At 71.4% G+C, this 25,773-nt stretch carries 25 protein-coding genes and 1 CRISPR repeat array (1 of these 26 only partly in view); of the genes, 14 read left to right on the top strand and 11 right to left on the bottom strand.

Annotation, left to right across the window (positions count from 1 at the left end):
• Positions 1–387: a CRISPR direct-repeat array (repeat unit 29 nt; unit sequence GGGACCATCCCCGCGCGTACGGGGAGCAG); it reaches 924 nt to the left of the window's first position.
• A 230-nt stretch (positions 388–617) separates the two neighbouring features.
• From cas3 to cas2e, 8 genes are all read left to right on the top strand, one after another.
• A complete protein-coding gene (gene cas3 / locus ACN6LM_RS18360) occupies positions 618–3,524 on the top strand; it encodes a CRISPR-associated helicase Cas3' (RefSeq protein WP_445066441.1) in 2,907 nt (968 codons plus the stop codon).
• Complete coding sequence (casA, locus tag ACN6LM_RS18355) at positions 3,517–5,238, top strand: type I-E CRISPR-associated protein Cse1/CasA (protein ID WP_445066439.1); 1,722 nt, start codon at positions 3,517–3,519, stop codon at positions 5,236–5,238. The genes cas3 and casA overlap by 8 nt, the downstream gene beginning before the upstream one ends.
• Positions 5,235–5,906 carry a type I-E CRISPR-associated protein Cse2/CasB gene (casB, locus tag ACN6LM_RS18350; protein WP_445066438.1) on the top strand — a complete coding sequence of 224 codons (672 nt, stop codon included), beginning with the start codon at positions 5,235–5,237 and terminating at the stop codon, positions 5,904–5,906. The genes casA and casB overlap by 4 nt, the downstream gene beginning before the upstream one ends.
• A 94-nt stretch (positions 5,907–6,000) precedes the next feature.
• Positions 6,001–7,218: a type I-E CRISPR-associated protein Cas7/Cse4/CasC gene (cas7e, locus tag ACN6LM_RS18345; RefSeq protein ID WP_445066437.1), complete on the top strand. Its 1,218-nt coding sequence runs from the start codon at positions 6,001–6,003 to the stop codon at positions 7,216–7,218.
• A complete protein-coding gene (gene cas5e, locus ACN6LM_RS18340; protein WP_445066436.1) occupies positions 7,215–7,943 on the top strand; it encodes a type I-E CRISPR-associated protein Cas5/CasD in 729 nt (242 codons plus the stop codon). The genes cas7e and cas5e overlap by 4 nt, the downstream gene beginning before the upstream one ends.
• Positions 7,943–8,713, top strand: coding sequence for a type I-E CRISPR-associated protein Cas6/Cse3/CasE (gene cas6e, locus ACN6LM_RS18335; RefSeq protein WP_445066435.1), 771 nt, complete (start codon positions 7,943–7,945; stop codon positions 8,711–8,713). The genes cas5e and cas6e overlap by 1 nt, the downstream gene beginning before the upstream one ends.
• Positions 8,714–8,717: 4 nt before the next feature.
• Entirely contained in the window at positions 8,718–9,677 is a 960-nt protein-coding gene (cas1e, locus tag ACN6LM_RS18330; RefSeq protein ID WP_445066433.1) for a type I-E CRISPR-associated endonuclease Cas1e, read from the top strand.
• A complete protein-coding gene (cas2e, locus tag ACN6LM_RS18325; protein ID WP_445066432.1) occupies positions 9,674–10,033 on the top strand; it encodes a type I-E CRISPR-associated endoribonuclease Cas2e in 360 nt (119 codons plus the stop codon). The genes cas1e and cas2e overlap by 4 nt, the downstream gene beginning before the upstream one ends.
• A 284-nt stretch (positions 10,034–10,317) precedes the next feature.
• Here cas2e and ACN6LM_RS18320 read toward each other — a convergent pair whose 3' ends face one another.
• Positions 10,318–10,998: an alpha/beta hydrolase gene (locus ACN6LM_RS18320; protein ID WP_445066455.1), complete on the bottom strand. Its 681-nt coding sequence runs from the start codon at positions 10,996–10,998 to the stop codon at positions 10,318–10,320.
• Positions 10,999–11,221: 223 nt separating this feature from the next.
• Between ACN6LM_RS18320 and ACN6LM_RS18315 the strand changes: the two genes are divergently transcribed.
• Both ACN6LM_RS18315 and ACN6LM_RS18310 read left to right on the top strand, forming a co-directional pair.
• Positions 11,222–12,376 (top strand): adenosine deaminase, encoded by a 1,155-nt coding sequence (locus ACN6LM_RS18315; RefSeq protein WP_445066430.1) that lies wholly within the window; start codon positions 11,222–11,224, stop codon positions 12,374–12,376.
• 134 nt (positions 12,377–12,510) lie between these two features.
• Positions 12,511–12,825 (top strand): hypothetical protein, encoded by a 315-nt coding sequence (locus tag ACN6LM_RS18310; RefSeq protein WP_445066429.1) that lies wholly within the window; start codon positions 12,511–12,513, stop codon positions 12,823–12,825.
• A gap of 73 nt (positions 12,826–12,898) precedes the next feature.
• Here ACN6LM_RS18310 and ACN6LM_RS18305 read toward each other — a convergent pair whose 3' ends face one another.
• The 5 genes from ACN6LM_RS18305 to afsQ1 form a co-directional block, all read right to left on the bottom strand.
• Positions 12,899–13,102 carry a PspC domain-containing protein gene (locus ACN6LM_RS18305; RefSeq protein WP_445066428.1) on the bottom strand — a complete coding sequence of 68 codons (204 nt, stop codon included), beginning with the start codon at positions 13,100–13,102 and terminating at the stop codon, positions 12,899–12,901.
• Between the two features lie 90 nt (positions 13,103–13,192).
• Positions 13,193–13,741, bottom strand: a complete 549-nt coding sequence (locus ACN6LM_RS18300; protein WP_445066427.1) for a VanZ family protein — start codon at positions 13,739–13,741, stop codon at positions 13,193–13,195.
• Between the two features lie 80 nt (positions 13,742–13,821).
• A complete protein-coding gene (locus tag ACN6LM_RS18295) occupies positions 13,822–14,433 on the bottom strand; it encodes a hypothetical protein (protein WP_445066425.1) in 612 nt (203 codons plus the stop codon).
• The gene (locus ACN6LM_RS18290; RefSeq protein WP_445066424.1) at positions 14,430–15,971 is read right to left on the bottom strand and encodes an ATP-binding protein; all 1,542 of its coding nucleotides are present in this window, start codon (positions 15,969–15,971) and stop codon (positions 14,430–14,432) included. The genes ACN6LM_RS18295 and ACN6LM_RS18290 overlap by 4 nt, the downstream gene beginning before the upstream one ends.
• Positions 15,968–16,645, bottom strand: coding sequence for a two-component system response regulator AfsQ1 (afsQ1, locus tag ACN6LM_RS18285; RefSeq protein ID WP_026171255.1), 678 nt, complete (start codon positions 16,643–16,645; stop codon positions 15,968–15,970). The genes ACN6LM_RS18290 and afsQ1 overlap by 4 nt, the downstream gene beginning before the upstream one ends.
• A 212-nt stretch (positions 16,646–16,857) precedes the next feature.
• On the opposite strand from afsQ1, the gene ACN6LM_RS18280 reads away from it, so the two are divergent.
• Positions 16,858–17,601, top strand: coding sequence for a SigE family RNA polymerase sigma factor (locus tag ACN6LM_RS18280; protein WP_445066423.1), 744 nt, complete (start codon positions 16,858–16,860; stop codon positions 17,599–17,601).
• A gap of 231 nt (positions 17,602–17,832) precedes the next feature.
• Here ACN6LM_RS18280 and ACN6LM_RS18275 read toward each other — a convergent pair whose 3' ends face one another.
• A complete protein-coding gene (locus ACN6LM_RS18275; RefSeq protein WP_445066453.1) occupies positions 17,833–18,426 on the bottom strand; it encodes a uridine kinase family protein in 594 nt (197 codons plus the stop codon).
• 177 nt (positions 18,427–18,603) lie between these two features.
• Here ACN6LM_RS18275 and ACN6LM_RS18270 point away from each other — a divergent pair, with 177 nt between their 5' ends.
• The gene (locus tag ACN6LM_RS18270) at positions 18,604–19,020 is read left to right on the top strand and encodes a hypothetical protein (RefSeq protein ID WP_073964293.1); all 417 of its coding nucleotides are present in this window, start codon (positions 18,604–18,606) and stop codon (positions 19,018–19,020) included.
• A 70-nt stretch (positions 19,021–19,090) separates the two neighbouring features.
• Here the strand turns inward: ACN6LM_RS18270 and ACN6LM_RS18265 are convergent, their stop codons facing one another.
• The 3 genes from ACN6LM_RS18265 to deoC are packed head-to-tail and all read right to left on the bottom strand — an operon-like array spanning position 19,091 to position 22,405.
• A complete protein-coding gene (locus tag ACN6LM_RS18265) occupies positions 19,091–20,023 on the bottom strand; it encodes an aldehyde dehydrogenase family protein (RefSeq protein WP_445066422.1) in 933 nt (310 codons plus the stop codon).
• Positions 20,013–21,452 carry an aldehyde dehydrogenase family protein gene (locus ACN6LM_RS18260; RefSeq protein WP_445066420.1) on the bottom strand — a complete coding sequence of 480 codons (1,440 nt, stop codon included), beginning with the start codon at positions 21,450–21,452 and terminating at the stop codon, positions 20,013–20,015. The genes ACN6LM_RS18265 and ACN6LM_RS18260 overlap by 11 nt, the downstream gene beginning before the upstream one ends.
• 5 nt (positions 21,453–21,457) lie before the next feature.
• Complete coding sequence (gene deoC, locus ACN6LM_RS18255; protein WP_445066451.1) at positions 21,458–22,405, bottom strand: deoxyribose-phosphate aldolase; 948 nt, start codon at positions 22,403–22,405, stop codon at positions 21,458–21,460.
• Positions 22,406–22,540: 135 nt separating this feature from the next.
• Between deoC and ACN6LM_RS18250 the strand changes: the two genes are divergently transcribed.
• Positions 22,541–23,179 carry a PH domain-containing protein gene (locus ACN6LM_RS18250; protein ID WP_445066419.1) on the top strand — a complete coding sequence of 213 codons (639 nt, stop codon included), beginning with the start codon at positions 22,541–22,543 and terminating at the stop codon, positions 23,177–23,179.
• Between the two features lie 12 nt (positions 23,180–23,191).
• Here the strand turns inward: ACN6LM_RS18250 and ACN6LM_RS18245 are convergent, their stop codons facing one another.
• The gene (locus ACN6LM_RS18245) at positions 23,192–24,175 is read right to left on the bottom strand and encodes a LuxR family transcriptional regulator (protein ID WP_445066417.1); all 984 of its coding nucleotides are present in this window, start codon (positions 24,173–24,175) and stop codon (positions 23,192–23,194) included.
• Positions 24,176–24,324: 149 nt separating this feature from the next.
• Between ACN6LM_RS18245 and ACN6LM_RS18240 the strand changes: the two genes are divergently transcribed.
• Positions 24,325–25,758, top strand: coding sequence for an aminopeptidase P family protein (locus tag ACN6LM_RS18240; RefSeq protein ID WP_445066416.1), 1,434 nt, complete (start codon positions 24,325–24,327; stop codon positions 25,756–25,758).
• The last annotated feature ends 15 nt before the right edge of the window (positions 25,759–25,773 follow it).

Here is a 25,773-nt window from a genome sequence, read left to right as displayed (position 1 = left end):
CCCCGCGCGTACGGGGAGCAGCGACGTCGCCGACCGTCTCACCCACCCCGCGAGGGACCATCCCCGCGCGTACGGGGAGCAGGTGCAGATCCTCGGGACCGGGCAGCTGCTGGAGGGACCATCCCCGCGCGTACGGGGAGCAGGTGAGCTGGCCGTTCTGGCCGCCGCCTGTCCAGGGACCATCCCCGCGCGTACGGGGAGCAGCGGGATGCCTTGCCCGCTATGGACCTTGACGCGGGACCATCCCCGCGCGTACGGGGAGCAGCCGAAGTTCCACTCGACGTAGATGATCGCCGCGGGACCATCCCCGCGCGTACGGGGAGCAGTACAGCCCGCCGTCGGACCCCAGCTCAATTGCGGGACCATCCCCGCGCGTACGGGGAGCAGACTCCGTGACCTGCGACGTTACTCGGCGAGGATGGCGTTTCTGACCACTTTCGCGGAATCCGGCATAACCACCCTAAATTGCCCATTGGTTAACCAAGTTGTTCAAGTCGAGAGGGGATCTTAGGCGTTGTCCGCCGCTGACATGGGCTCTTCGTGTCAACTGCCCCTTAATCTCTGCACTTTTCATCGTATGAACATCTCGACTGGACCTCCTCCTGTATCCATGACCCATGACCGCCGCAAGCCACTCCACCCCCCACCCCGGCCTCCGCGCCAGGCTCACCGCCCCCGCCCGCACCGTGTGGGCCAAGCACGACCGGGGCACCGACGGGTGGTTGCCCTTGTGGCGGCACATGGAGGACAGCGCAGCGGTCGCCGGGTTGCTCTGGGACACGTGGTTGCCGGCCAACGTTCGGGCGCTCGTCAGCTCGGAGCTCCCGGAAGGGCTGGGCGACGGGCGGCGGCTCGCCGTCTGGCTCGCAGGGGTTCACGACATCGGGAAGGCCACGCCCGCCTTCGCCTGCCAGGTCGATCCGCTCGCCGACCGCATGCGGGACGCCGGGTTGCAGATGCGCTCCGCCAAGGCCCTCGGCCCGGACCGGAGGATCGCCCCGCACGGGCTGGCCGGCCAGGCGCTGCTGGGGGAGTGGTTGCGGGAGCGGCACGGCTGGGCCAGGAAGCAGGTCGGGCAACTGGCCGTCGTCGTCGGCGGGCACCACGGCGTGCCCCCGGAGCCCGGGCAGATCACCGCGCTGCAGAGGCACGGGCACCTCTTACGCAGCCCGGGCCCAAGTCGCGCCGCCTGGCAGCGCGTACAGGACGAACTGCTCGACGCGTGTGCCGACGAGTACCGCGTACGGGACCGGCTGGCCGCCTGGCGGGACGTGCGGTTGCCCCAGACCGCACAGGTGCTGCTCACCTCCCTCGTGATCGTCGCCGACTGGATCGCCAGCAACGCCGACCTCTTTCCGTACTTCCCGCAGGACGCCGCCCGTAGTGGCGAGGAGCGCGTGGCCGCCGCCTGGCGCGGACTGGATCTGCCCGCCCCCTGGTCCCCGCCGGACCCCACCGAGGACGCCCAGCAGCTCATCGGCTCCCGCTTCGGACTGCCGGAGGGAGCGAAGGCCCGCCCCGTGCAGGAAGCCGCCATCGAGCTGGCCCGCTCCATGGGCGGGCCGGGGCTGATGGTGATCGAGGCGCCCATGGGTGAGGGCAAGACCGAAGCCGCGCTCGCCGTCACCGAGATCTTCGCCGCCCGCTCCGGGGCCGGCGGAGTCTTCTTCGCCCTTCCCACCATGGCCACCGGCAACGCCATGTTCCCCCGCCTCCTGGAGTGGCTGGAACGGCTCCCGTCCACCCGGGACGCCGAACACACCGTGCTCCTCGCGCACTCCAAAGCCGCGTTGAACGAGCGCTTCGCCGACCTCATGCGCGACAGCCGCCAGCAGATCGTCGCCGTCGATCTCGACGCCGAGGAGACGCGGCACGCCGCACCCGCAGGGCTCGTCGCGCACACCTGGCTGCGCGGCCGCAAGAAGGCCATGCTGGCGTCGTTCGTCGCCGGAACCATCGACCAGCTCCTCTTCGCCGGTCTCAAGAGCCGTCACCTGGCGATGCGTCACCTCGCCGTGGCCGGCAAGGTCGTCGTCATCGACGAGGCGCACGCGTACGACACGTACATGAGTGTCTACCTGGACCGGGTAGTGGCCTGGCTCGGTGCGTACGGGGTGCCCGTGGTGATCCTGTCCGCGACCCTTCCCGCCCGCAGACGGCGCGAACTCGTCGAGGCGTACGCGGGAACGGACGGTACGCCGGAGGCGTTCGCGGACGTGGCCGAGGCCACGGCCTACCCGTTGCTGACCGCCGTGACACCCGGGGGTTCGCCGGTCATGCGCGGCCCCGGTGCCTCCGGCCGTGGCACGGACGTCGTACTGGAACCGTTCGACGACGGAATGGACGCCCTCGTCGGGCGTCTCGCCCACGAACTGGACGGAGGTGGCTGCGCCCTCGTCGTGCGCAACACCGTCACCCGTGTCCTGGAGACCGCGAAGGCGCTCCGGGCCACGTTCGGCGACGAGAACGTGACGGTGGCGCACTCGCGCTTCATCGATGTCGACCGGGCCGCCAAGGACGCCGGTCTCCTCAAGCGCTTCGGGCCACCCGGCGCCGCGCAGGGCCGTCCGGCCGGTCCGCACATCGTCGTGGCCAGCCAGGTCGCGGAGCAGTCCCTCGACGTGGACTTCGACCTGCTGGTCACCGATCTCTGCCCGGTCGACCTCCTGCTCCAGCGCATGGGCCGCCTGCACCGGCACCGACGGGGCGAGGGCCAGCGGGACCGCCCCGAGCGGCTCCGACGCGCACGCTGCCTGGTCACCGGCGCTGACTGGCAGGCCGAGGTGCCCGTGCCCGTGCGAGGGTCGGTCGCCGTGTACGGGGCGTACGCACTGCTGCGATCGGCGGCGGTGCTCCTGCCGCACTTCGAGCAGGGTGCAGGACGTCCCGTACGGCTGCCCGACGACATCTGCCCGCTCGTCCAGGGCGCGTACGCGGACGACGCCGGGGTGCCCACCGGCTGGGCGGACGCGATGGCCGACGCCCTTTGGCATCGCGAGCGGCACCTTGCCGATCAGGCCGAGCGTGCGGCCGTGTTCCGGCTGGGGAAGGTGGGTGCGCCGGGCCGACCGCTGTTCGGATGGGTCGCCGCCGGGGTGGGTGACACCGACGACAGCCCGGCCGGGCGCGCCCAGGTCCGTGACACCAGGGACGGCCTGGAGGTCCTGGTGGTGCAGCGGCGGGCCGACGGGTCGCTGACCACCGTTCCCTGGCTCGGACCGGACCGGAACGGTAAACCCCTCGGGAGCCTGGAACTCCCGCTGGACCAGGTGCCGACCCGGCAGGCGGCGCGTGCGGCGGCGAGTTGCGGGCTGAGGCTGCCGACGCAGTTCTCGTACGCCGACGTCATGGAGCGGGCCATCGCCGAACTGGAGGAACTGTACGTACCCGCTTGGCAGGTGAAGGACAGCCACTGGCTCTCCGGCCAGCTGATTCTCGCGCTCGACGAGGATTGTCAGACCCACCTGGCAGGCTTTTCTCTGAGCTACAGCGAGAGCGACGGCCTTGAGGTGACCCGTGACTGACACAGCTGAAAACGCGGCCCGCGCGCTGTCGTTCGACCTCACATCGGAGCCGTGGATTCCGGTTCTGCGCCTGGGCGGCGAACACGTCGAGATGTCGCTGCGGGAGGTGTTCAGCGAGGCCCACGAGTTGCGCCGGATCGTCGGGGACCTGCCCACCCAGGAGTTCGCCCTGTTACGGCTCCTGCTCGCCGTCGCGCACGACGCGTTCGACGGACCCCGGGATACCGACCACTGGGCGGAGTTGTGGGCCGATGACGACTGCTTCGCGACGGTCGGGGACTACCTCGATGAGCATCGCGAACGCTTCGACCTCTTCCACGCCCGTACGCCGTTCTTCCAGGTGGCCGGGCTGCACACGGCGAAGGGCGAGGTCTCGCCCCTGAACCGCATCGTGGCCGACGTGCCCAACGGGGCGCCGTTCTTCAGCTCCCGGATGCCGGGCGTCGACCGGCTGACGTACGCCGAGGCCGCCCGTTGGATCGCGCACGCGCACGCTTACGACACGTCCGGCATCAAGAGCGGTGTCGTGGGCGACGACCGGGCCAAGAAGGGCAAGGTCTACCCGCTCGGGGTCGGCTGGGCAGGCAACCTGGGAGGTGTCTTCGCCGAAGGGGAAACGCTGCGGGAGACGCTTCTGCTCAACATGGTGGCGCCCGCGGTCACGGTCGGCCTCAGCGACTGGGACGCCGGGGAAGACCTCCCCGCCTGGCGGCGCCCCGCTTGCGGCCCGGGCGCCGAGCCCGTACGCCGTCCCACCGGCGTCCGCGACCTCTACACCTGGCAGACCCGGCGCATCCTGCTGCATGCGGACGGCGACGGGGTCCACGGTGTGGTTCTGGGATACGGAGACCCGCTCACCGCCCGCAACAAGCACGGCTGCGAGCCGATGACCGCCTGGCGGCGCAGCAGGACGCAGGAGAAGAAGCACGGCGAGGCGACCGCCTACATGCCACGCGAGCACGACCCGACTCGCTCGGCATGGCGGGGGCTCGGATCCTTGATCGCCAACAGGGGCGCCCCCGCGCAGGGCGCGGAAGCCGCCGACTACCTCCCGCCCAGACTCTTCGAGTGGATCGCGCAACTGGTGACGGACGGCGAGCTGGACGAGGGCTACCTGGTCAGGGCGCGGATCGTCGGCGCCCAGTACGGGACGCAGCAGTCAGTGATCGACGAGGTCGTCGACGACCACGTGCCCCTGGCGGTCGTCCTGCTCCACGAGCGCAAGAGCGAGTACGCGGAGCAGGCGATCAGCGCTGTAACCGACGCCGAGAACGCCGTCATGGCACTCGGGGACCTCGCGACGAACCTCGCCCGCGCCGCCGGTACCGAAAGCGACGGCCCCCGGGCCACAGCCCGTGACACGGGATTCCACGTGCTGGGCACCCACTTCCGGACCTGGTTGGCAGACCTGGACGGCTGCACGGACCCGTACGCGGCACGGGCCGACTGGCAGAGACAGGTGCACGAGATCGTGTCCCGGCTGGGTGACGGCCTCATCGACCGAGCCAGCGATGCCGCCTGGCAGGGCGTGCTCATCACGGTCAAGTCGCGCACGGAATGGCTGAACGCCGGTCTCGCCCGCAAGTGGTTCCGCCACCGGCTCGGCACCTGCACGGGTCGCGCCCAGCATTCCGACCGACCGACGACAGACACCGGCGGCGAACCGGAGGCCGTCGCGCCCGCCGCCGCGCTTGCCACCGAGGGGCACCTATGACGACGATCACCACCCCCGCTCAGCTCACGCCCCGCAAGCGGGTCGAACAGCTTGCCGGTGAACGCATCGCCACGTACCAACGGGGATACCTGAAGGACGTTCCGAGCGCCGTCGCGGCCCTTGCCAGGCTGCGCAGAGGCGCCGGCCAGACGCCGGAGCACGTGCCCGACCTGTGGAATCTCATCGACACCTCGTCCCTGCATGTTCCCGGTGAGGGCGCGCGAGAACTGAGCGAACCCGAACTCGAACGTGCGGAGAACGCCCTCCATATCGCCCTCACGCTGTGGGCGCTGCACCAGCAGTCCCGCAGGGAAGCGGGAATGCACGAACACGGGAGCCGCGGAAAGCCTCGCGGGGTCGGTGCCGCGGTACGCCGCATGATGAAGCCGGGCGAAATCGACGACCCGCTGCGCAAGCGGCTGGTCCGGGCCGGAACGGCGCCCGACGTGAACATCCTTGCCCAACGGCTGAGAGACATCGTTCTGCTCCTGCGCCGCGAACGGTTCTCCCTCGACTATGAGCTGCTCGCCGGGCAGCTCTACACCTGGCAGTGGCCCAACGGCCCCGACCAGGTGCGCAGGGAATGGGGGCGGTCCTTTCACGCCTGGCAGGGGGAAAAGGCGGACGACGGCCAGAATCCCGGCGGCGATGCGCAGGCGGAAGACTGACGCGTCCACGAGCCCCGTACTCCTTCGAATGACCGGCATCCCGCCGGCCGGCCCGACAGCCTTCACCCATCAGCTCGTACGACAAGGACGTCTCGTGAACCTCTTCTACCTCGATGTGCACGCCCTCCAGACCGTTCCACCGAGCAATCTGAACCGTGACGACACCGGCTCCCCGAAGTCCTCGGTGTACGGCGGCGTGCCCCGCGCCCGCGTGTCCAGCCAAGCGTGGAAGAAGGCCACCCGCGACTACTTCAAGGCGAAGAAGCTTCTCGACCCGAGCGAACTGGGCGTCCGGACCAAAAAGGTGGTCGAGATCCTGGCCGACCGCATTCACGAGCAGGACGGGACCATCCCCGAGCCCGAGGCCCTGGAGCTGGCGGCCGCGGTCATCACAGCCACGGGGCTCAAGATCGAAGTGCCCAAGCGCAAAGGCTCAGGGAAGAAGTCGACGGCAGAGGACGCCGGTGACGAGGAGACGCGGGAAGCGGCGGCACAGGCCAAGTACCTGGTCTTCCTCAGTGCCCGTCAGCTCGACGGGCTGGCCCGGTTCGCCGTCGAAGGCGCTGCCGACATCGCGGAGTTCCTGAAGGACAAGGACAACAAGGCCCGGGTGAAGCAGATCGCGGACACCCGGCACTCGGTCGACATCGCGCTGTTCGGACGCATGGTCGCGGATTCCACCGACTTCAACGTGGACGCGGCGGTGCAGGTCGCCCACGCCATCAGCGTCCACCGCGTGGACAACGAGTCCGACTACTACACAGCGGTGGACGACCACAACAAGGACACCGAGCCGGGCGCCGGAATGATCGGCACCGTCGACTTCAACTCCGCGACGCTCTATCGCTACGCGGCCCTCGGCATCCACCAGCTGGCGGCCAATCTGGGGGAGGGGCTGCAGGAGGACGAATCCAGGGTCACCCCGGTACGCCGGGCCGCCGAGGCGTTCGTGCAGGGCTTCGTCGAATCCCTGCCCACCGGAAAGATCAACACGTTCGGTCATCACACGCTGCCCGACGCCGTCGTCGTCAAGCTCCGCACCACCCGTCCCATCAGCTTCGTCGCGGCGTTCGAGGAGCCGGTACGAGGAGACCTCGGCGGCCACATGTCCGAGGCGTGCGCACGCCTTGCGGAGTACATCCCGGACGTCGAGCGGGCGTACGGCGACGAAGGGTCGACCCTCACGTGGGTGCTCCGCGTCGGCCCGAACACCCGGAAGCTCGCGGACATCGGCACGGAGTCCTCCAACCTCGGCGAACTCGTCGCCTCGGTGGGGCAGGCCGTCGCCGAGCGCCTGGAGAAGCCGGAATGAGCGTGTTGACCATGAGACTGGCGGGCCCTTTGCAGTCCTGGGGTTCGTCCGCCCGCTTCGCTCGCCGCACCACGGAATCGGCGCCCACGAAGAGCGGAGTGATCGGTCTGCTCGCGGCGGCGGCAGGCATTGAGCGGGGCGACGACGCGGCGCTGGCCGCCCTCAGCAACCTGAGATTCGGTGTTCGGATCGACCAACCGGGAAGCCGTGTAAGGGACTTCCAGACGGCACATCACGGCGTCACCGGCACCTCCATGCCGCTGTCCGAACGCTTCTATCTGGCCGATGCGGTGTTCGTGGCGGCAGTGGCAGGCGAGACCGGTCTGCTCACCCATCTGCACGCGTCCTTGCGGGCTCCGGTGTATCCGTCGTTCCTCGGCCGCCGCTCCTGCCCGCCCGCGCAGCCGGTGGAGTTGGGTGTACGCGACGGGGACTCGCTTCACCAGGCGCTGGCGGACGAGCCGTGGCAGGCGGCCGCCTGGTACCGCCGTCAGTACCGGAGCAGGGCCACGGTGCCGCTGACCGTTCTCCGAGAGGCCGACGAGCAGGAGACAGACGCCGACTACCAGCGCGATCAACCACTCAGCTTCGCCGCCGAGCAACGACGGCACGCTCTGCGCACGGTGGTCAGCAGGACGGTGACCGTCGCCAACCCGGACGCCGTGCCCCGACAGGTCGTACGGCCCCGGCACGAGCCGTTCGACGCCCTGGAGGAGAGCGCCTGATGTTCCTGACCCGCTTCCGCATGAACACCGCGCGCACGGGCGCACGCCGTCTGCTGTCCTCCCCGCAGGTGATGCACGCTGCCGTCATGGCGTCGTTCCCGGGACTCCTGCCCACGGAGGCGGCTGACGCTGCCGACGGCCCTCGGGTGCTGTGGCGCCTCGACCAGAATGCGCGGGCCGAGGTACTGCTGTATGTCGTCAGCCCCGACCAGCCCGATCTGACCCATCTGGTGGAGCAGGCGGGTTGGCCCGCGGTTGCCGATGCCCAGTCCCCGGGCTGGCAGACGCGGCCGTACGCTCCCTTCCTCGACCGACTGGCCCAGGGGCAGCGGTGGGCGTTCCGGTTGACCGCGAATCCGGTCCACGACATACGGCGGAAGCTGGACGAGCCCCGTAAGCGCACCGCGCACCTCACCCCCGTGCACCAGATGGGGTGGCTTCTCGACCGCCAGGAGCGCTGCGGTTTCCATGTCGTCGAAAAGCCGCAGAGCGAACGGCTGCTGCCGGCCGGGACCACGTACCGTGGTCACGGTCACCACGGCGACCGGTACCGGTTGACGGTAGGCGACCGTCGCGGCCTCGCCTTCGACAAGGGACGAGGCGAGGGGAAGCGGGCCGGACGCGTCAGCATCGTGACGGTGACGTTCGACGGTCACCTGGAAGTGACGGACCCGGTCGCCTTCCGGCGGACACTCACACGCGGGCTCGGCAAGGCGAAGGCGTACGGCTGCGGCCTGCTGACGCTGGCACCGCTCACCGGAACGGAATGATCCGATGGCCACCGTCTCCCAGCGCGCCGCTCTCACCCCTCGCCACCTCACCCGTACCGGCGAACGGTTGTCCTTCATCTACCTGGAGCGCTGCGTGGTGCACCGGGACGCCAACGCGATCACCGCTGAGGACGCGGAGGGCACGACACACATCCCTTCCGCGACGATCGGCACCCTGCTCCTGGGGCCGGGCACCCGGATCACCCACCAGGCGATGAGCGTCCTGGGCGAGACCGGTGCTGCCGTCGCTTGGGTCGGTGAGCAGGGCGTGCGGTATTACGCGGGCGGGCGTGCGCTGACCCGCTCGTCCGCCCTTGCCGAGGCACAGGCGGTCCAGTGGGCCAATCCCCGCAGCCGTCTGTCCGTGGCCCGTGCGATGTACCGGCTGCGTTTCCCGGACGAGAACCCCGACGGACTCACCCGCAAGGGGCTCCTCGGCCGGGAGGGCCGCCGGGTCAAGGACTGCTACCGGGCCGAAGCGGCCCGTACGGGCATCCGCTGGAGGGGCCGTCAGTACGTCCCCGGCGACTTCACCGCCGGTGACGCAGTCAACCAGGCGATCACCGCTGCGGCCCAGTGCATGTACGGAGTGGCCCACGCCGTCGTGTCGTCCCTCGGGTGCAGCCCCGCCCTGGGCTTCGTCCACTCCGGCCACGAGCTCTCCTTCGTCCTCGACATGGCCGACCTGTACAAGACGGAACTCGGCATCCCGCTCGCCTTCGACGTGGCTGCGGAGAGCGAGGAGGACGTGGCATCCCGGACCCGGCGGGCCCTCCGCGACCGCATCAACGAGACCTCGCTGCTGGATCGGTGCGTGGACGACATCAAGAACCTGCTGGGCGCGGCCGCCCCCAGCGTCGAACGGGACGTGGTCACGCTGCAGAGCGACGGCGGCGAGGAGGTCGCCGCCGGTCGGAACTACGGAGGGACGGAGCCCCGCGAGGTGGAGGAGATGCTCTGGTGACGGTGATCGTCCTCACCAACTGCCCGGTCGGTCTCCGTGGCTTCCTCACCCGCTGGCTCCTGGAGATCTCGGCGGGCGTCTTCATCGGCAACCCGTCGGCAAGGATCCGCGACGCGCTCTGGGCGGAGGTCCAGGAATACGCGAACCAGGGCCGCGCCCTGCTGGCTCACACCACCGACAACGAACAGGGCTTCACCTTCCGCACCCACGACCACAAGTGGCACCCGACCGACCACGAGGGCCTTACCCTGATCCACCGCCCGAACGAGGCAGCGCCCAAGCCCCCGGTGCCCGCCGAGGGTCCGAAGCAAGGATGGAGCAAGGCGGCGAAGCGGCGCCGGTTCGGCCGGAGGTGAGCGGTTGAGCCGCGGCGACTGCTCTGGCTGCCATGCCGTTTCAGTGAAAGTGGTGCGGAACGGCTCCGCGACGCGGTAAACCGGTAGGTTGCGGAGCTGCTCCCGGCGCGGGCGGGGATGGCCCCGTGGTGCACCTGCTCGCGGCTCTGATGGAGAACTGCTCCCCGCGCGTGCCGGGATGGCCCAGACTCGCGCTTCAGATGAAGGCCGCGAAGGCGCTGCTCCCCGCACATGGGGAGCAGGCCCTCGGTGGGCGTGGGCGCCGCCTGCCCCGTAAGGGCCCCTCACCCCACCCCCAACGACTCCCCGAACCCCACCGCCAGCGGCATCCGCAATCCCAGCGGTGGCGGCGCCGCCAGCGCGTCCGTCACCGGGCGGGCGTACGCGTGGCCGAACAGGGTGCCGCGTACGAAGTCGGCGGCCAGGGCGGCGACCTCCGAGCGGTGCTGGCGCAGTCCGTGGCCGTCCGAGTGGACCTCGAAGCGGCAGGTGTCGCGGTTGGCCTTCTTGGCGCGCTCGGCGAGGCGGAAGGAGAGCTCCGGGGCGCAGCGGGTGTCGTTGGTGCCGTGGACCAGCAGGACCGGGCGGCCGACCAGGTGTTTGACCGGTTCGGGGGCGGCGGACGGGTCGCCGGGGAGCCAGGGGGCCATGGCCAGGACCGCGCCGACCGCCGGGTGGCCGCCCGCGCGGAGGGCCGCCCGGGCGCCCATGCCGTGGCCGGCCAGGCAGAGGGGGACGTCGCCGTAGCGGCGTACGGCCTCGTCCACCGCCCACTCCGCGTCCGCCGCGAGGTGGGCGTCGTCCTCGTTCCAGCCGCGGCAGCGGTAGCGCACCACATGGGCGGTGAGGCCGTCGGCACGGCCCGCGTGGGCCAGGGCGCGGGCCAGCGGGAGCAGGCGGGCGTGGGAGAGGGAGGAGGGGCGGCGGTGCGAGTGGGGCTCGCCGTCCGGGAGCAGCAGGACCACGCCGCCGACCGTTGATGCTCCGGCCGCCGCTCCGACGGCCCGTCCCAGCCGTGCCGCCGGCCGGGGGAGTGCGCGCTGTGCCATGGCGTACACAGTGTCAGACGGGCGGGGGTACGCCACCCCCGTTCGCGGGGTCTGTTACGCAGCGGGGCGCGCGGAGGCTCGACCGTACCGTTATGCAACGACAAGCCCGCTCTACGCGCGTAGGCGCTACAGTGCCTGGATGATGAGCCCGACCCTCCATGTGCCCGGCCCGGACCAGATCCGGCGTGCCCCCAAGGTCCTTCTGCACGACCACCTCGACGGCGGTCTGCGCCCCGGAACGATCGTCGAACTCGCGGCGGCGATCGGCTACGACGCGCTTCCCGAGACCGAGCCCGACAAGCTCGGCATCTGGTTCCGGGAGGCCGCGGATTCCGGTTCGCTGGAGCGGTATCTGGAGACGTTCGCCCACACCTGTGCGGTCATGCAGACCCGTGACGCGCTGGTCCGGGTCGCCGCCGAGTGCGCCGAGGACCTGGCGGCCGACGGTGTCGTCTACGCCGAGGTGCGGTACGCCCCGGAGCAGCACCTGGAGGCCGGGCTGACCCTCGAAGAGGTGGTCGAGGCCGTCAACGAAGGTTTCCGCGAGGGCGAGCGGCGGGCCCGGCAGGACGGCAACCGCATCCGCGTCGGCGCCCTGCTCACCGCCATGCGGCACGCCGCGCGCTCCCTGGAGATCGCGGAGCTGGCCAACCGCTACCGGGACCAGGGCGTCGTCGGCTTCGACATCGCGGGCGCCGAGGCCGGGTTCCCGCCCACCCGGCACCTGGACGCGTTCGAGTACCTCAAGCGCGAGAACAACCACTTCACGATCCACGCGGGCGAGGCGTTCGGACTGCCGTCGATCTGGCAGGCCATCCAGTGGTGCGGCGCCGACCGGCTCGGGCACGGGGTCCGCATCATCGATGACATCGAGGTCGCCGACGACGGCTCCGTGAAGCTGGGCCGGCTCGCCTCCTACGTGCGGGACAAGCGCATCCCGCTGGAGATGTGCCCGACGTCGAACCTCCAGACCGGGGCCGCGTCCTCGTACGCCGAGCACCCCGTCGGACTGCTCCGCAAGCTGCATTTCAGGGCCACCATCAATACTGACAACCGTCTCATGAGCGGTACGAGCATGAGTCAGGAATTCGAGAAACTGACCGAGGCTTTCGGATACACGCTCGACGACATGCAGTGGTTCACCGTCAATGGAATGAAGTCGGCGTTCATTCCTTTCGATGAACGTCTGGCGATGATCAATGACGTCATCAAGCCCGGATACGCCGAGCTCAAGTCCGAATGGCTTTTCGAGCAGACAGCTGCGACCAGCGTGTCTTCCTCGCCGGCCGGCTGACGGAGGCGTACGGGGAGCGGCCGGGGAAAGGTTTTCCCGGCCGTTTTCCGTGGTGGCGGATGTTTGCGGATCGGGGCTGCGGATGACTACGTTGCATAGCCGCTCACATCCCCTTCCCCAAGGATGAATGTCATATGAAGCAGTCTGCCGCCAGGACGCTCGGTGTCGCCGCTCTCGGTGCCGCTTTCGCCGCTGCCGCCGCCGGAACCGCGTCCGCCTCCGCGCTGCCGCTGGAGACCGCGACCAGCATCCTGCCCGTCGCCGGCGCCGTGGCCGACGCCACGTCGACGCTGCCGGTCCAGGACACCGCCGACCAGCTCCTCGGCACCAGCCAGACCAAGGTCCTCGGCGACGCCACCACCCCCGTCAAGGGCCTCCTCGGCGGCATGCCGGCCGGCGGTCTGACCACCAGCGGCCTGTCCGCCAACGGTCTGCCGCTCGGCCGCTGAGCCGAAGCCGGAACACGCCTGTGGGCGGACACCCCGAGCGGGTGCCCGCCCGCAGGCATGTGTACGGGGACGGCTACCAGGCCGCCGAGGACGACGGCCCCTCCTGCGGCAGCAGCAGCCACAGCGCCAGGTAGAGCAGGAACTGCGGGCCCGGCAGCAGGCATGAGACCAGGAAGATGATGCGCATGGTCCTCGCCGACGTGCCGAAACGCCGCGCCAGCGCTGCGCACACTCCGCCGATCATGCGTCCGTCACGGGGGCGGGCAAGTGCGGCCATGGTGGGCTCCTTCGCGAACCGTTGCGGGGAGCAGTCCGTTGTGCTCCCGATACCTCCATCGTCGCGCGACGAACCGGACGAAGCGTCGCTCTACGGGGCCATCCCGACCCCGGAAATCGTCGGGGTCGAACCCTGAGGAGCCTCGTGCCCGCTCCGCGACACCACCCGCGGCTCCGGTCCGCCGCGCCGGCGCAGGCGCGCCCGGCACGCGGGGACCACCAGGGCGTGGGCGAGGGCGACGCCCGCCGTGTTCAGGAACAGCGAGTCCACGTCCACCACCTGACCGGGCACCCCGGTCTGCCCCAGCTCGATGGCCAGCGAGATCAGCGAACCGGCCGCGACCGTACGGGCCAGCGAGAGCCACGGGGACACGTACAGCCGGCCCCCGGCCATCGGGAGCAGCACGCCCAGCGGCGCCAGCAGCAGAAGCCCGCCGCCGATCCGGCGGAAGGCGGCGGCGGGGCCGAGCGACAGATCGGCCCTGATGCCGGCGAACGGCGAGAGGTTCGGGGCGTTCATCCACGGCACGTCCAGCGGACGCAGGGTGAGCCACCCGACGAGCAGCAGATGCGCGAGGAGCAGCGACACCCCGACCGCGCGGAAGCGGATGACGGTCTGGCCGTCCGTACCTTGACGCACGAAGCCCTAGACGCGGGCGGCGGCAGGATCGGTTCCGCAGGACCGGGGGAGACCTGCCTCACGACGGGCCCCCGAGGCCCCTACGGCACCCCCACCGTGCTCGGCACCGCCTTCGGGCTGGCCTTCGTCTCCGCCGTGCAGAGGTAGCCGCGGGCCGGGTAGCCGCCCGGGCCGCCCAGCGTCACCGTGTCGCCCGGGGCCAGGGACTCGCTGTCCGCGAAGGTGCAGACGACCTGGGCCAGGGCCTCGGCCGACAGGTCCTCCGGCTGCTCGTTGAGCCGCAGCGCGTCCTTCGCGTCGCCCGGGCGGGGGCCGGAGACGCGGAGCGTGCCGGGCACGTCGGTGGAGAAACCCGCCTGCCGCTCGTCCGCCGGGGGCTGCCTGCGCAACTCGTCCAGCAGCTCCGTGGCGACCGCCAGCCGGTCCGACCCGGCCCCTTGCACCTGCACCGCCCGGTCCACCGTCACCAGCTGCGAGGCGCAGACCAGGTACACCTGCACGGGGATGCCCCGCCGGGCCTGGGCCGCGGCGTCCTCGGCGGGCATCGCGCACGGCACCCGGGACGGGGCGGCGCCCGCGTCCACCGGCACCGACGTCGTACGGATGCCGCAGCCCGCCGCCAGCACGGCACAGAGTGCGGCACCTGCCAGGGCGGCGGCGGTTCGGTGTCCCCGGCGTTCGCTGCGCCTCACGTCGCGTCGTCCTCCTGGTGGTCCGGTATCGGTGCGTCGTGATCCCCGGCGGTACGGCTCTCCGCTCCGGGGTCGCGCGGCAGGCGCAGCACGAAGACCGCGCCGTCGCCGTCGGGGGAGTTGCGGGCGGTGATGTCGCCGTTGTGGATGTGCGCGTTCTCCATGGCGATGGAGAGCCCGAGTCCGCTGCCGTCCGAACGCGGCCGGGAAGCGCTGGCCTTGTAGAACCGGTCGAAGACGTGCGGCAGGACGTCCTCGGGGATGCCGGGGCCGTGGTCCCGGACCTCGATCACCAGCTCCTCGCCCTCGATCCGCACCGCGACACGTACCGGCGAACCGCCGTGCTTGAGCGCGTTGCCGATCAGGTTCGCCAGGATCACGTCGAGCCGGCGCGGGTCGAGGCGCACCATCGTGCCGCGCTCGGCGTCCAGTTCGACCGCGTCCAGCCAGGCGCGGGCGTCGATGCAGGCGGTCACCTGGTCGGCGACGTCCACGTCGTCCAGGACCAGGCGGGCGGTGCCCGCGTCGAAGCGGGTCACCTCCATCAGGTTCTCCACGAGGTTGTTCAGCCGGCGGGTCTCGCTGACCACCAGGTTCACCGCGGGGGCGATCATCGGGTCGAGGCTGTCGACCTCGTCCTCCAGCACCTCCGTGACCGCGGTGAGCGCCGTCAGCGGCGTACGCAGCTCGTGCGACATGTCGGCGACGAAGCGGCGGCTGGCCTCCTCGCGGGCGCTCATGTCCGCGACCTTCTTCTCCAGCGAGCCGGCGGTCCGGTTGAACGTGCGCGACAGATCGGCCAGTTCATCGGTGCCGGACACCACGAGCCGGGTGTCGAGCTTGCCCTCGCCGAGCTTGCGGGCCGCGTCCCCGAGCCGCTGCACCGGCCGCAGTACGGTCGTCGCCGCCGCCTGCGCGAGCAGCGCCGAGCCGACCAGGGCGAGCGCCGTGGCGATCCCCAGCGACCAGGCGAGCGAGCTGAGGTCCTGCCGCTCCTGGTCGAGCGACTTCAGCATGTAGCCGGTCGGCCCGCCGCCGATGATCTTCGTACCGGCGACGAGATACGGCGTGCCGCGTATCGAGGTGCGCTGCCAGAACAGGTGGTACTCGTACCTGTTGCCCGCCTTGACCGGCTGTTTGCGGTCCACCTGCTCCTGCAACGACAGCGGTACGTTGTCGCGGGTGAAGGTGTCCAGGTCGCTGTTGCCGACGATGGGCTTGCCCGGGTCGCGCTCGTCGATCAGGAGCACGCTGTAGCCGGGGCTGCTGCTCGCCATCTGCACGGCGGCCGTCTGCAGGTCCTCCTTGGTGGGGCGCAGCGGCAGCGAGGCCGCCCGGGACTGCATCTCCTGGCGGAAGTCCCCGAGCGCCGCGTCCTGCGTACGCGTCAGCACCGCCTCGCGGTTGAGCCAGTACGCGATGCCGGAAGCCGATACGGCGGCGGTCAGCGCGACGAGGCCGAAGACGATGACGAGCCGCAGTCGCAGGCTGGTCCAGCGGAGCCCGGCGCGCAGGCCCCGCCGCACAGCCGTGCTCACTGTGGCGAGTCCAGCCGGTAACCCACGCCCCGCACCGTACGGATCAGGGTCGGCGACGACGGTACGTCCTCCACCTTGGCGCGCAGCCGCTGCACACAGGCGTCCACCAGGCGGGAGTCGCCCAGGTAGTCGTGCTCCCAGACCAGGCGCAGGAGCTGCTGGCGGGACAGGGCCTGGCCGGGCCGGCGGCTCAGTTCGAGCAGGAGGCGAAGCTCGGTCGGCGTGAGCTGGAGGTCCTCGCCGTTCTTGGTGACGGTCATGGCGGAGCGGTCGATCACCACGTTCCCGAACGTCGCGGAGTCGGTCGACTCCCGTTCGCCGCGGCGCAGCACCGCACGGATGCGGGCGTCGAGCACCCGGCCCTGCACAGGCTTGACCACGTAGTCGTCGGCGCCGGACTCCAGCCCCACCACGACGTCGATGTCGTCGCTGCGGGCGGTCAGCAGGATGATCGGCAGCTGATCGGTGCGGCGGATGCGCCGGCACACCTCGAAGCCGTCGATCCCGGGCAGCATCACATCCAGCACGACCAGGTCGGGGCGCTGCTCGCGCAGCAGGTTGAGGCCGTCCTCTCCCGTCGCCGCGGTGGCCACACGGTGGCCCTGGCGTGACAGCGAGAGTTCGAGGGCCGTGCGGATGGCGTCGTCGTCCTCGATCAGCAACAGGAAAGGCACTTGGTCATTCTGACCCATGGGGCGCCCCAGTTCGACAGTTGGTCCCCCCTGATGCGTGCCCCATACGTCCCTCATGCATCCGGAAGCACGGATTCGTGCCGCCGCCGGGCCCTGTGACAGCCCTGTGACAGTCGGCGGACAGCGCCATGAAACTGCCCCGGCAAGCTCGTTGACACAAGGAACGGACGGACTCCACCGATGGGGGGCGCGAGATGAACGCAACTCACAGCATCAACGCAAGCGCAGTCGTCACGCGTCTCCACGATGTCGGGCGGAACACCGAGAAGTCCGGCGCCGCAGTGAACGGACGGGGGTGCGTTCGAGGCGCCGGGCGTCAGCACACGTCATTCATGACGGTGGTTGACGCGGGTAACGGGGGAAGCGCGTACGGGGAGGGCTCGGGGGAGCGGAAGGCACCGGAGCGGTCCGGGGACGCCGAAGCGGCGTTCACGGCCTACGTCCGGGAGCGCCGCGCCTCCCTGTACGCCACCGCCTACCACCTGACCGGTGACCGGTTCGAGGCCGAGGACCTGCTCCAGAGCGCCCTCTTCTCGACGTACCGGGCCTGGGACCGCATCAGCGACAAGGCCGCTGTCGGCGGTTATCTGCGCCGCACGATGACCAATCTGCACATCAGCGCCTGGCGCAGGCGCAAGCTGAACGAATACCCGACCGAGGAGCTGCCGGAGACGGCGGGCGACACGGACGCGATGCGCGGTACGGAGCTGCGCGCCGTGCTCTGGCAGGCGCTGGCGCGCCTCCCCGAGCTGCAGCGCACGATGCTCGTCCTGCGGTACTACGAGGGCCGTACGGACCCCGAGATCGCGTCCATCCTCGACATCAGTGTCGGCACGGTGAAGTCGAGCATCTGGCGGTCGCTCCGCCGGCTGCGCGAGGACGAGGACCTGAGCTTCGGCCGTGACGAGGAGGAGTCCTTCGGCGAGCTGGTGGCCTGAAGGCGGGGGGAACGGGGGAGCTGCCGCGTTGGGGGGCGCGGTGGCGTTGTTACGGGGGAGACAGCGGGGGGCCCGAGGGATACGGGGGTATCTCGGGGGACAACGGGGATACGGGGAAGCTGCGGGGTCGGACGGGCCGGGGGGTCCTGTCCGGCCCCGCGGCGCGTTGCACGTCAAGCCGCTCCGGCGGTTGAGGAGCGGGGCCGCGGGGGCGGGGCCCCCGGGACCGGCTTACCGGGTCGCCGGCAGACGGCACCGCCCCGCAGCGGCCGCCGCCAGGCGGCCCAGCGCTTCCTGCTTCGCGCACGCGTGCGCGCCCAGCGCGACGTGGCGGGCCACGATGCGGCGCTCCGTACGCATCAGACGCCACCCGCGCCGGAGCAGGAACGGCACCGACTTCCGGCCCTCGCGCAGGTCCCGCAGGAGGCGGCGGCGGAACGTCGTGGAGGGGCGGCCGCGCAGGCAGAGGGCGTCGGCCAGCAGGCCCAGGGACTGGCAGCGGTGGATGATGTCGGCCGCGAAGATGCCCTCGGCCACGAAGAGCGGGGTGCGCCCGATGTGCAGGACCTCGTGACCGGTGCGGGAGCTGGTGGAGATGTCGTACACCGGGACGTCGGTGCGGCCGGTCCGGCAGAGCTCCGTGATCGCGGTGACCGCGGCGTCGGCGTCCCAGGAGTCCGGGGAGTCCCAGTCGATGTCCGTACTGCCCTCGACCAGCGGCAGGGTGGGGTCGTCGGCCTCCTTGTAGAAGTCGTCGAGCCGCAGGACCGGAAGGCCGGTGCGGGCGGCGAGGGACGACTTGCCGGAGCCGGAGGGGCCCGTCAACAGGACGACGCGGGTCGAAAGCGCTTGGGAACTCACAGGACACGAGTGTGAGGCATTGACCCGAACAAGGGACCCCCCGGAGGTCCTGTTGGTATCGCGCATCACACCTCAACTACTCTTTGCATTCGGCCGATTACGCGGCCGATGGTCCGATCGTCCCGATCAGGTGGGAAATCCATGGCACGTCACGCACTGTCCAAGTCCCGGCGCCGCACCCTGCTGCGCGCAGGTCTGACCGTCACCGCGGTCGGCGCCGCGCTCGGCGCGGGGGGTGCGGCGGCGCAGGCCGCCCCGCTGCCCGTCGTCCAGGAGACCGGGGCCGACGTCGGCCTCGCGGAGGCCACCGAGGCGGCCGGCGGAGCGGTCACCGGGGCGCTCGGGCAGTCGCTGGAGCACAGCGTCGCGCCCGTCACCCACCTGCGGCTCGACCCGCTGGCCGGCACCGGCACGGACCCGCTGGACAACGCGGTGGGAACCCAGGTCGCCGACTTCAAGCCGCTCTCCACCGCGCTGGTCACCGACCCGCTGACGAGCGGCGGCGCCATCAAGGACCTGCCCGTCGTGGGCCCGGTCGTTGAGGGGCTGCGCGGCTGAGTCCCCGCCGGCGGCGGGACGGCCCGTTCCCCGGAGGTGTCTCCGGGGAACGGGCCGTCGCCGTGCGCGGTCAGTACGAGGAGCCGGAGGCGCCCAGCGCACCCGTCGGGTGCCAGACCGTCTTGGTCTCCAGGAACGCCGTCAGGCGGTGCGTGCCCGGGTCGGCCGTCCAGTCGCCGCCGTCCACAGCCTGTGGACGAGCAGCGCCTTGCGCTTCCCTCTCGGGGCGGTGGCGGGAGACGCGCTTCAGGTTGTCGGCCGCCGCGATCTCCAGCTCCTTCGCGAGCGCCGCGTCCGCCCCCGTGAGGTCGATGCCGTTCACGTCCTGGTGGGCGGCGAGCGGCGCGGCGATCTCCGCGGTCTTCCCCGACAGGATGTTGACCACACCGCCCGGCAGGTCCGAGGTGGCCAGCACCTCGCCCAGCGACAGGGCGGGCAGCGGGGACTTCGCGGAGGCCACCACGACCACGGTGTTGCCGGCGGCGATCACCGGGGCGATCACCGAGACCAGGCCGAGGAACGAGGACTCCTGCGGCGCCAGGACCGTGACCACACCGGTCGGTTCGGGCGTCGACAGGTTGAAGAACGGGCCCGCGACCGGGTTCGCCCCGCCCACGATCTGGGCGATCTTGTCCGTCCAGCCCGCGTACCAGACCCAGCGGTCCACCGCCGCGTCCACGACCGCCGCCGCCTTGGACTTGGACAGGCCCTCCGCCTCGGCCACCTCGCGGACGAACTGCTCGCGGCGGCCCTCCAGCATCTCCGCGACGCGGTAGAGGATCTGGCCGCGGTTGTACGCGGTCGCGCCGGACCAGCCGCCGAACGCCTTGCGGGCGGCCACGACCGCGTCGCGGGCGTCCTTGCGCGAGGACTGGGGCGCGTTCGCCAGCCACTTGCCCTTCGAGTCCGTCACCTCGTACACCCGGCCGCTCTCGGAGCGGGGGAACTTGCCCCCGACGTACAGCTTGTAGGTCTTGAAGACGCTCAGACGGTTATCGGACATCGAGGTACGCCTCCAGGCCGTGACGGCCGCCTTCGCGGCCGTAGCCCGACTCCTTGTAACCGCCGAACGGCGAGGTCGGGTCGAACTTGTTGAACGTGTTGGCCCAGACGACGCCCGCCCGGAGCTTGTTGGCCACCGCGAGGATGCGCGAGCCCTTCTCCGTCCAGATGCCGGCCGACAGGCCGTACTGGCTGTTGTTCGCCTTGGCGACGGCCTCGTCCGGCGTACGGAACGACAGCACGGACAGCACCGGGCCGAAGATCTCGTCGCGGGCGACGGTGTGCGCCTGGGTGACGTTGGTGAACAGCGTCGGGGCGAACCAGTAACCGGCCGACGGGAGTTCGCACGGGGCGCTCCAGCGCTCCGCGCCCTCCGCCTCGCCGGTCTCCGTGAGCGCGGTGATCCGGGCCAGCTGCTCGGCGGAGTTGATCGCACCGATGTCCGTGTTCTTGTCCAGCGGGTCGCCGAGGCGCAGCGTGGACAGACGGCGCTTCAGGGCGTCGAGCAGCTCGTCCTGGACCGATTCCTGGACCAGGAGACGGGAGCCCGCGCAGCAGACCTGGCCCTGGTTGAAGAAGATGCCGGTGACGATGCCCTCGACGGCCTGGTCGATCGGGGCGTCGTCGAAGACGATGTTGGCGCCCTTGCCGCCCAGCTCCAGCGTGACCTTCTTGTCCGTGCCCGCGACCTGGCGGGCGATGGCCTTGCCGACGGCGGTGGAACCGGTGAAGGCGACCTTGTTCACGTCCCCGTGCTCCACGAGCGCCTGGCCCGCGTCGCCGTACCCCGTGAGGATGTTGACGACACCCCTGGGCAGGCCCGCCTGGCGGCAGATGTCCGCGAAGAACAGCGCGGACAGCGGCGTCGTCTCGGCGGGCTTCAGGACCACCGTGTTGCCCGTGGCGAGCGCCGGGGCGATCTTCCACGCGAGCATCAGCAGCGGGAAGTTCCACGGGATGACCTGGCCTGCCACGCCCAGCGGACGGGGGTTCGGGCCGTAGCCCGCGTGGTCCAGCTTGTCGGCCCAGCCCGCGTAGTAGAAGAAGTGCGCGGCGACCAGCGGGAGGTCGGCGTCGCGGGTCTCCCTGATGGGCTTGCCGTTGTCCAGCGTCTCCAGGACGGCCAGCTCGCGGGAGCGCTCCTGGATGATCCGGGCGATCCGGAACAGGTACTTGGCGCGTTCGGAGCCGGGCAGCGCCGACCACTTCTCGAACGCGCGGCGGGCCGCCTTCACGGCCCGGTCCACGTCGTCGGCGCCGGCCCGCGCGACCTCGGACAGCACCTCCTCGGAGGACGGACTGACCGTCTTGAAGACCTTGCCGTCGGCCGCGTCGGTGAACTCACCGTCGATGAACAGGCCGTACGAGGGGGCGATGTCGACGACGGAACGGGACTCCGGCGCCGGTGCGTACTCGAATGCGGATGCCATGGGTATCAGTCCACCGTCACGTAATCGGGGCCGGAGTAACGGCCGGTGCTGAGCTTCTGGCGCTGCATCAGCAGGTCGTTCAGCAGGCTGGAGGCGCCGAAGCGGAACCAGTGGTTGTCCAGCCAGTCCTCGCCCGCCGTCTCGTTGACCAGCACGAGGAACTTGACCGCGTCCTTCGAGGTGCGGATGCCGCCGGCCGGCTTCACGCCGACCTGCACGCCGGTCTGCGCGCGGAAGTCGCGCACCGCCTCCAGCATCAGCAGGGTGTTCGCGGGGGTGGCGTTCACCGCCACCTTGCCGGTCGAGGTCTTGATGAAGTCCGCGCCGGCCAGCATCCCGAGCCAGGAGGCCCGCCGGATGTTGTCGTACGTGGACAGCTCACCGGTCTCGAAGATCACCTTGAGCCGGGCGGACCCGCACTCCGCCTTCACGGCGACGATCTCCTCGTACACCTTCAGATAGCGGCCGGCCAGGAACGCGCCCCGGTCGATCACCATGTCGATCTCGTCGGCCCCGGCCGCCACCGCGTCCCGGACGTCCGCGAGCTTCACGTCGAGCGCGGCGCGCCCGGCGGGGAAGGCCGTCGCCACGGACGCCACCTTCACGCCGGAGCCGGCCAGGGCGGCGGCCGCGGTGGCCGCCATGTCGGGGTAGACGCAGACCGCGGCGGTGCGCGGCGTGGTCCGGTCGGTGGGGTCGGGGTGGACGGCCTTGGCGGCGAGGGCCCGGACCTTGCCGGGGGTGTCCGCGCCTTCGAGCGTCGTCAGGTCGATCATCGAGATGGCGAGGTCGATGGCGTACGCCTTGGCCGTCGTCTTGATCGACCTGGTTCCGAGGGCTGCGGCGCGCGCTTCGAGGCCGACCGGGTCGACGCCGGGCAGCCCGTGCAGGAAGCGGCGCAGCGCACTGTCGGACGCCGTCGCGTCGGCGAATGCGGGGAGGGTGGTGGGCATGGTCACCACATGAGCATATCTACGCGCGTAGCGACCTGTACAGGGACCCCGGTCATCGAGGGGTGCCGCACCCGGCCGCCACCGCGGGCGAAGCCGCCACCGCGCCCCCGCGCCGCGTCAGGCACAATCGGGCTCATGACGAGCCCCACGCCTGCCGACGAGCCCACCTACGCCGACCGGACCTTCCGGTCGCCCGCCGGGCTGGCCGGCGGCGTCCTGCTCCTCGTGCTGGTCTGCGGGATCGGCGGCGACGCCGCGCTCCGGGGCGACGGGCGGGTGCCGTGGATGGCGCTGGCCGCGATGCTGACCGCCGTGCCCCTGATCGTCGCCTTCACGCTGCGCCCGGTGGTCGTCGCGAACGAGAGGCGCATCCGCATCCGCAACCCGTTCCGCACGATCACGCTGCCGTGGAGCGACGTCGCCGACGTACGGGCCGGGTATTCGAGCGAGCTCTTCACGCAGGACGGTACGAAGTTCCAGCTCTGGGCCGTCCCCGTGTCGCTGCGGCAGCGCAAGAAGGCCGCCCGCCAGCAGTCCCGGCAGGCGGTGGACGACCCGTACCGGCGTACGTCCACGATCGCCGACGTCCGTGACATCCGGGCCCGCACCGCGGCCGCCGACCAGAGCGTCGCGGACCTGCGCGAGCTGTCCGAGCGCGCCGGCGACAAGCCCGCGCCCGACGCGCCCGCCGCCTCGGTGCGCTGGGCGTACGAGGTCATCGCCCCGGCCGTGGTCGGCGCGGTGCTGCTCGTGATCCTCGGCGCGACCGGCTGACCTCGCGGCCGCTCACAGCCAGCCCTGGCGCTGCGCCTGCAACGCCAGCTGGAAGCGGTTCGCGGCGCCCAGCCTGGCCATCAGGACCTGCAACCGGCGGAACAGCGTGCGGCGGCTGACGCCCAGCTCACGCGCGATGACCTCGTCACTCGTCCCGCCCGCCAGCAGCCACAGCAACCGCCGGTCCGCCGGCGGCAGCCCGCCCGGGCGCGTGGCCCGGCCGCTGAACGGCAGCGCGCTCTGCCAGTACTGCTCGAACAGCGCGATGAGCGCCGACAGCAGACCGCACGGCTGCACGACCAGCATGGTGTTGTGCACGTCGGCCTCCCGGATCGACAGGGACACCAGCGCCGACGCGTCATCGATGATCACCAGCTTCACCGGCACCGCCGGCGCCACCCGGGCCTGCTCCCCGGCCCGGACGCACGGCTCGATGACGTCCTTCAGATGCCCGGGGTGCTCCAGGGACTCCCGCGAGTACACGACGCGCTGCGTCACCCCGCGCGCGAGCGTGGCCAGGGCGTCCTCGGTCGCCCCGGGCAGCGGCACGTACGGCGGCGACTCCAGCTGCCGGATCTGCTCCCGCGCGCTCGCCCACGCCCGGCGGATCCTCGGCCCGACCGCGTCGCCGGTCACGGACTCGACGAGGTGGTCGTTGTACGCGGCGAGCCGCTGCCGCCGGAACGACTCGAACGCGCCCCCGACCGCGATCCGGGACTCCTCGACCTCGCTCGCCCGCTGCCTGACCAGGATCTCCAGACCGGCGGCGGGCGGGACCGGGGCGACCACGTCCGCGCTGGTCCCCACGCCGCTGACCAGCCCCGCGTCCGCCAGCTCCCCGTAGGCCGCCGACAGTGCGGGGGCGTCCAGACCGGCCGCCCGGCCGATCGCGGACAGGGGCGCGGGCGCCAGTTCGAGCAGCGCCCGGTAGACCCGGGCCGCCGGCTCGCCGATCCCCAGGAGCCGGAGGGCCTCGGCCAGCTTCGCGTTCGTCATGCCCCGCATTCTCCGCCGGGGAGGAGGCCGGGGGATGGCCGATCAGTGCCACTGGCACGGCCGCGCACCCGCGCCGCCCCGCCGGCGATAACGTCCGGGAGACGCCGGTGGCCACCGGCGGCCCACCCCGTCGAGACAGGGAGCATGACGTGGCGAAAGGCCGGAAGAACGGGCTCTACCCGGAGATCTCCGAAGAACTCTCCGCGCTGATGCGGACCGGATGGGCCGACACCGAACGGCACGACCTCGTCCCCGACGAGCAGGCACCCCATGCCGCCGCCCGGCGCGCCAGGCTCTCCGCGCGCTTCCCCGGCGAACGCCTCGTCATCCCCTCCGGGAACCTCAAGACCCGGTCGAACGACGACGACTACCCCTTCCGCCCCTACTCCGGCTACGTCCACATGACCGGCGACCAGGCCCGTGACGGCGCCCTGGTCCTGGAGCCCCGGGCGGACGGCGGCCACGACGCCTACTGCTTCCAGCTGCCGCGCGACAGCCGGGACGACGACGGGTTCTGGACCGGGGCCACGGCCGAGCTGTGGACCGGGCGCCGCCGCACCCTCGCCGAGTCCGCGCGGGTCCTCGGCCTGCCCTGCCGCGACGTCCGCTCGGCGGCGGAGACGCTGGCCGCCGGTGCGGCTGCCCCCGGCGCCGGGAGCCAGGTGCCGACCCGGATCGTCCGGGGTGTCGATCCGGCCCTGGAGCGGGCGGTCGTCACCGACGAGGAGCGGGACGCCGAGCTGGCGGAGGCGCTGAGCGACCTCCGCCTCGTCAAGGACGCGTGGGAGCTCGGCGAGCTGCGCAAGGCCGTCGACTCCACCGTGCGCGGCTTCACCGACGCGATCGGCGACCTCTCGGGGGCCGTCGCGACCTCGGAGCGCTGGATCGAGGGCACGTTCTTCCGCCGCGCCCGCCTGGAGGGCAACGCCGTCGGCTACGGCTCCATCTGCGCCGCCGGCGACCACGCCACGATCATGCACTGGACGGACAACGACGGCCCCGTGCGCCCCGGCGACCTGCTCCTGTTCGACGCCGGCGTGGAGACCCGCACCCTCTACACCGCCGACGTCACGCGCACCCTTCCCGTCAGCGGCACGTTCACACCGCTCCAGCGGAAGGTGTACGACGCGGTGTACGAGGCGCAGGAGGCGGGAATGGCCGCGGTGAAGCCGGGTGCCCACTACCGCGACTTCCACGAGGCCGCGCAGCGCCACCTGGCGGCCCGGCTCGTGGAGTGGGGCTTCATCGAGGGCCCGGCCGAGCGGGCGTACGCACTCGGCCTCCAGCGCCGCTTCACCATGGCGGGCACCGGTCACATGCTCGGCCTGGACGTCCACGACTGCGCGCGGGCGCGCAACGAGGCGTACGTCGACGGGGTGCTGGAGCCGGGCATGGTGCTGACCGTCGAGCCCGGGCTGTACTTCCAGCCGGACGACCTGACCGTCCCGGAGGAGTGGCGCGGCATCGGCGTCCGCATCGAGGACGACCTCGTCGTCACGGAGTCCGGCCACGAGAACCTGTCGGCCGGGCTGCCGCGTTCGGCGGACGAGGTCGAGGCGTGGATGGCGCGGGTGGCGGGCTGACGGGACGGGCGGGGG

The sequence above is a fragment of the Streptomyces sp. SAS_281 genome (assembly GCF_052542855.1).
Note: the sequence above shows the minus strand (reverse complement) of the source record. Positions and strands in the feature narration are given on the sequence as shown.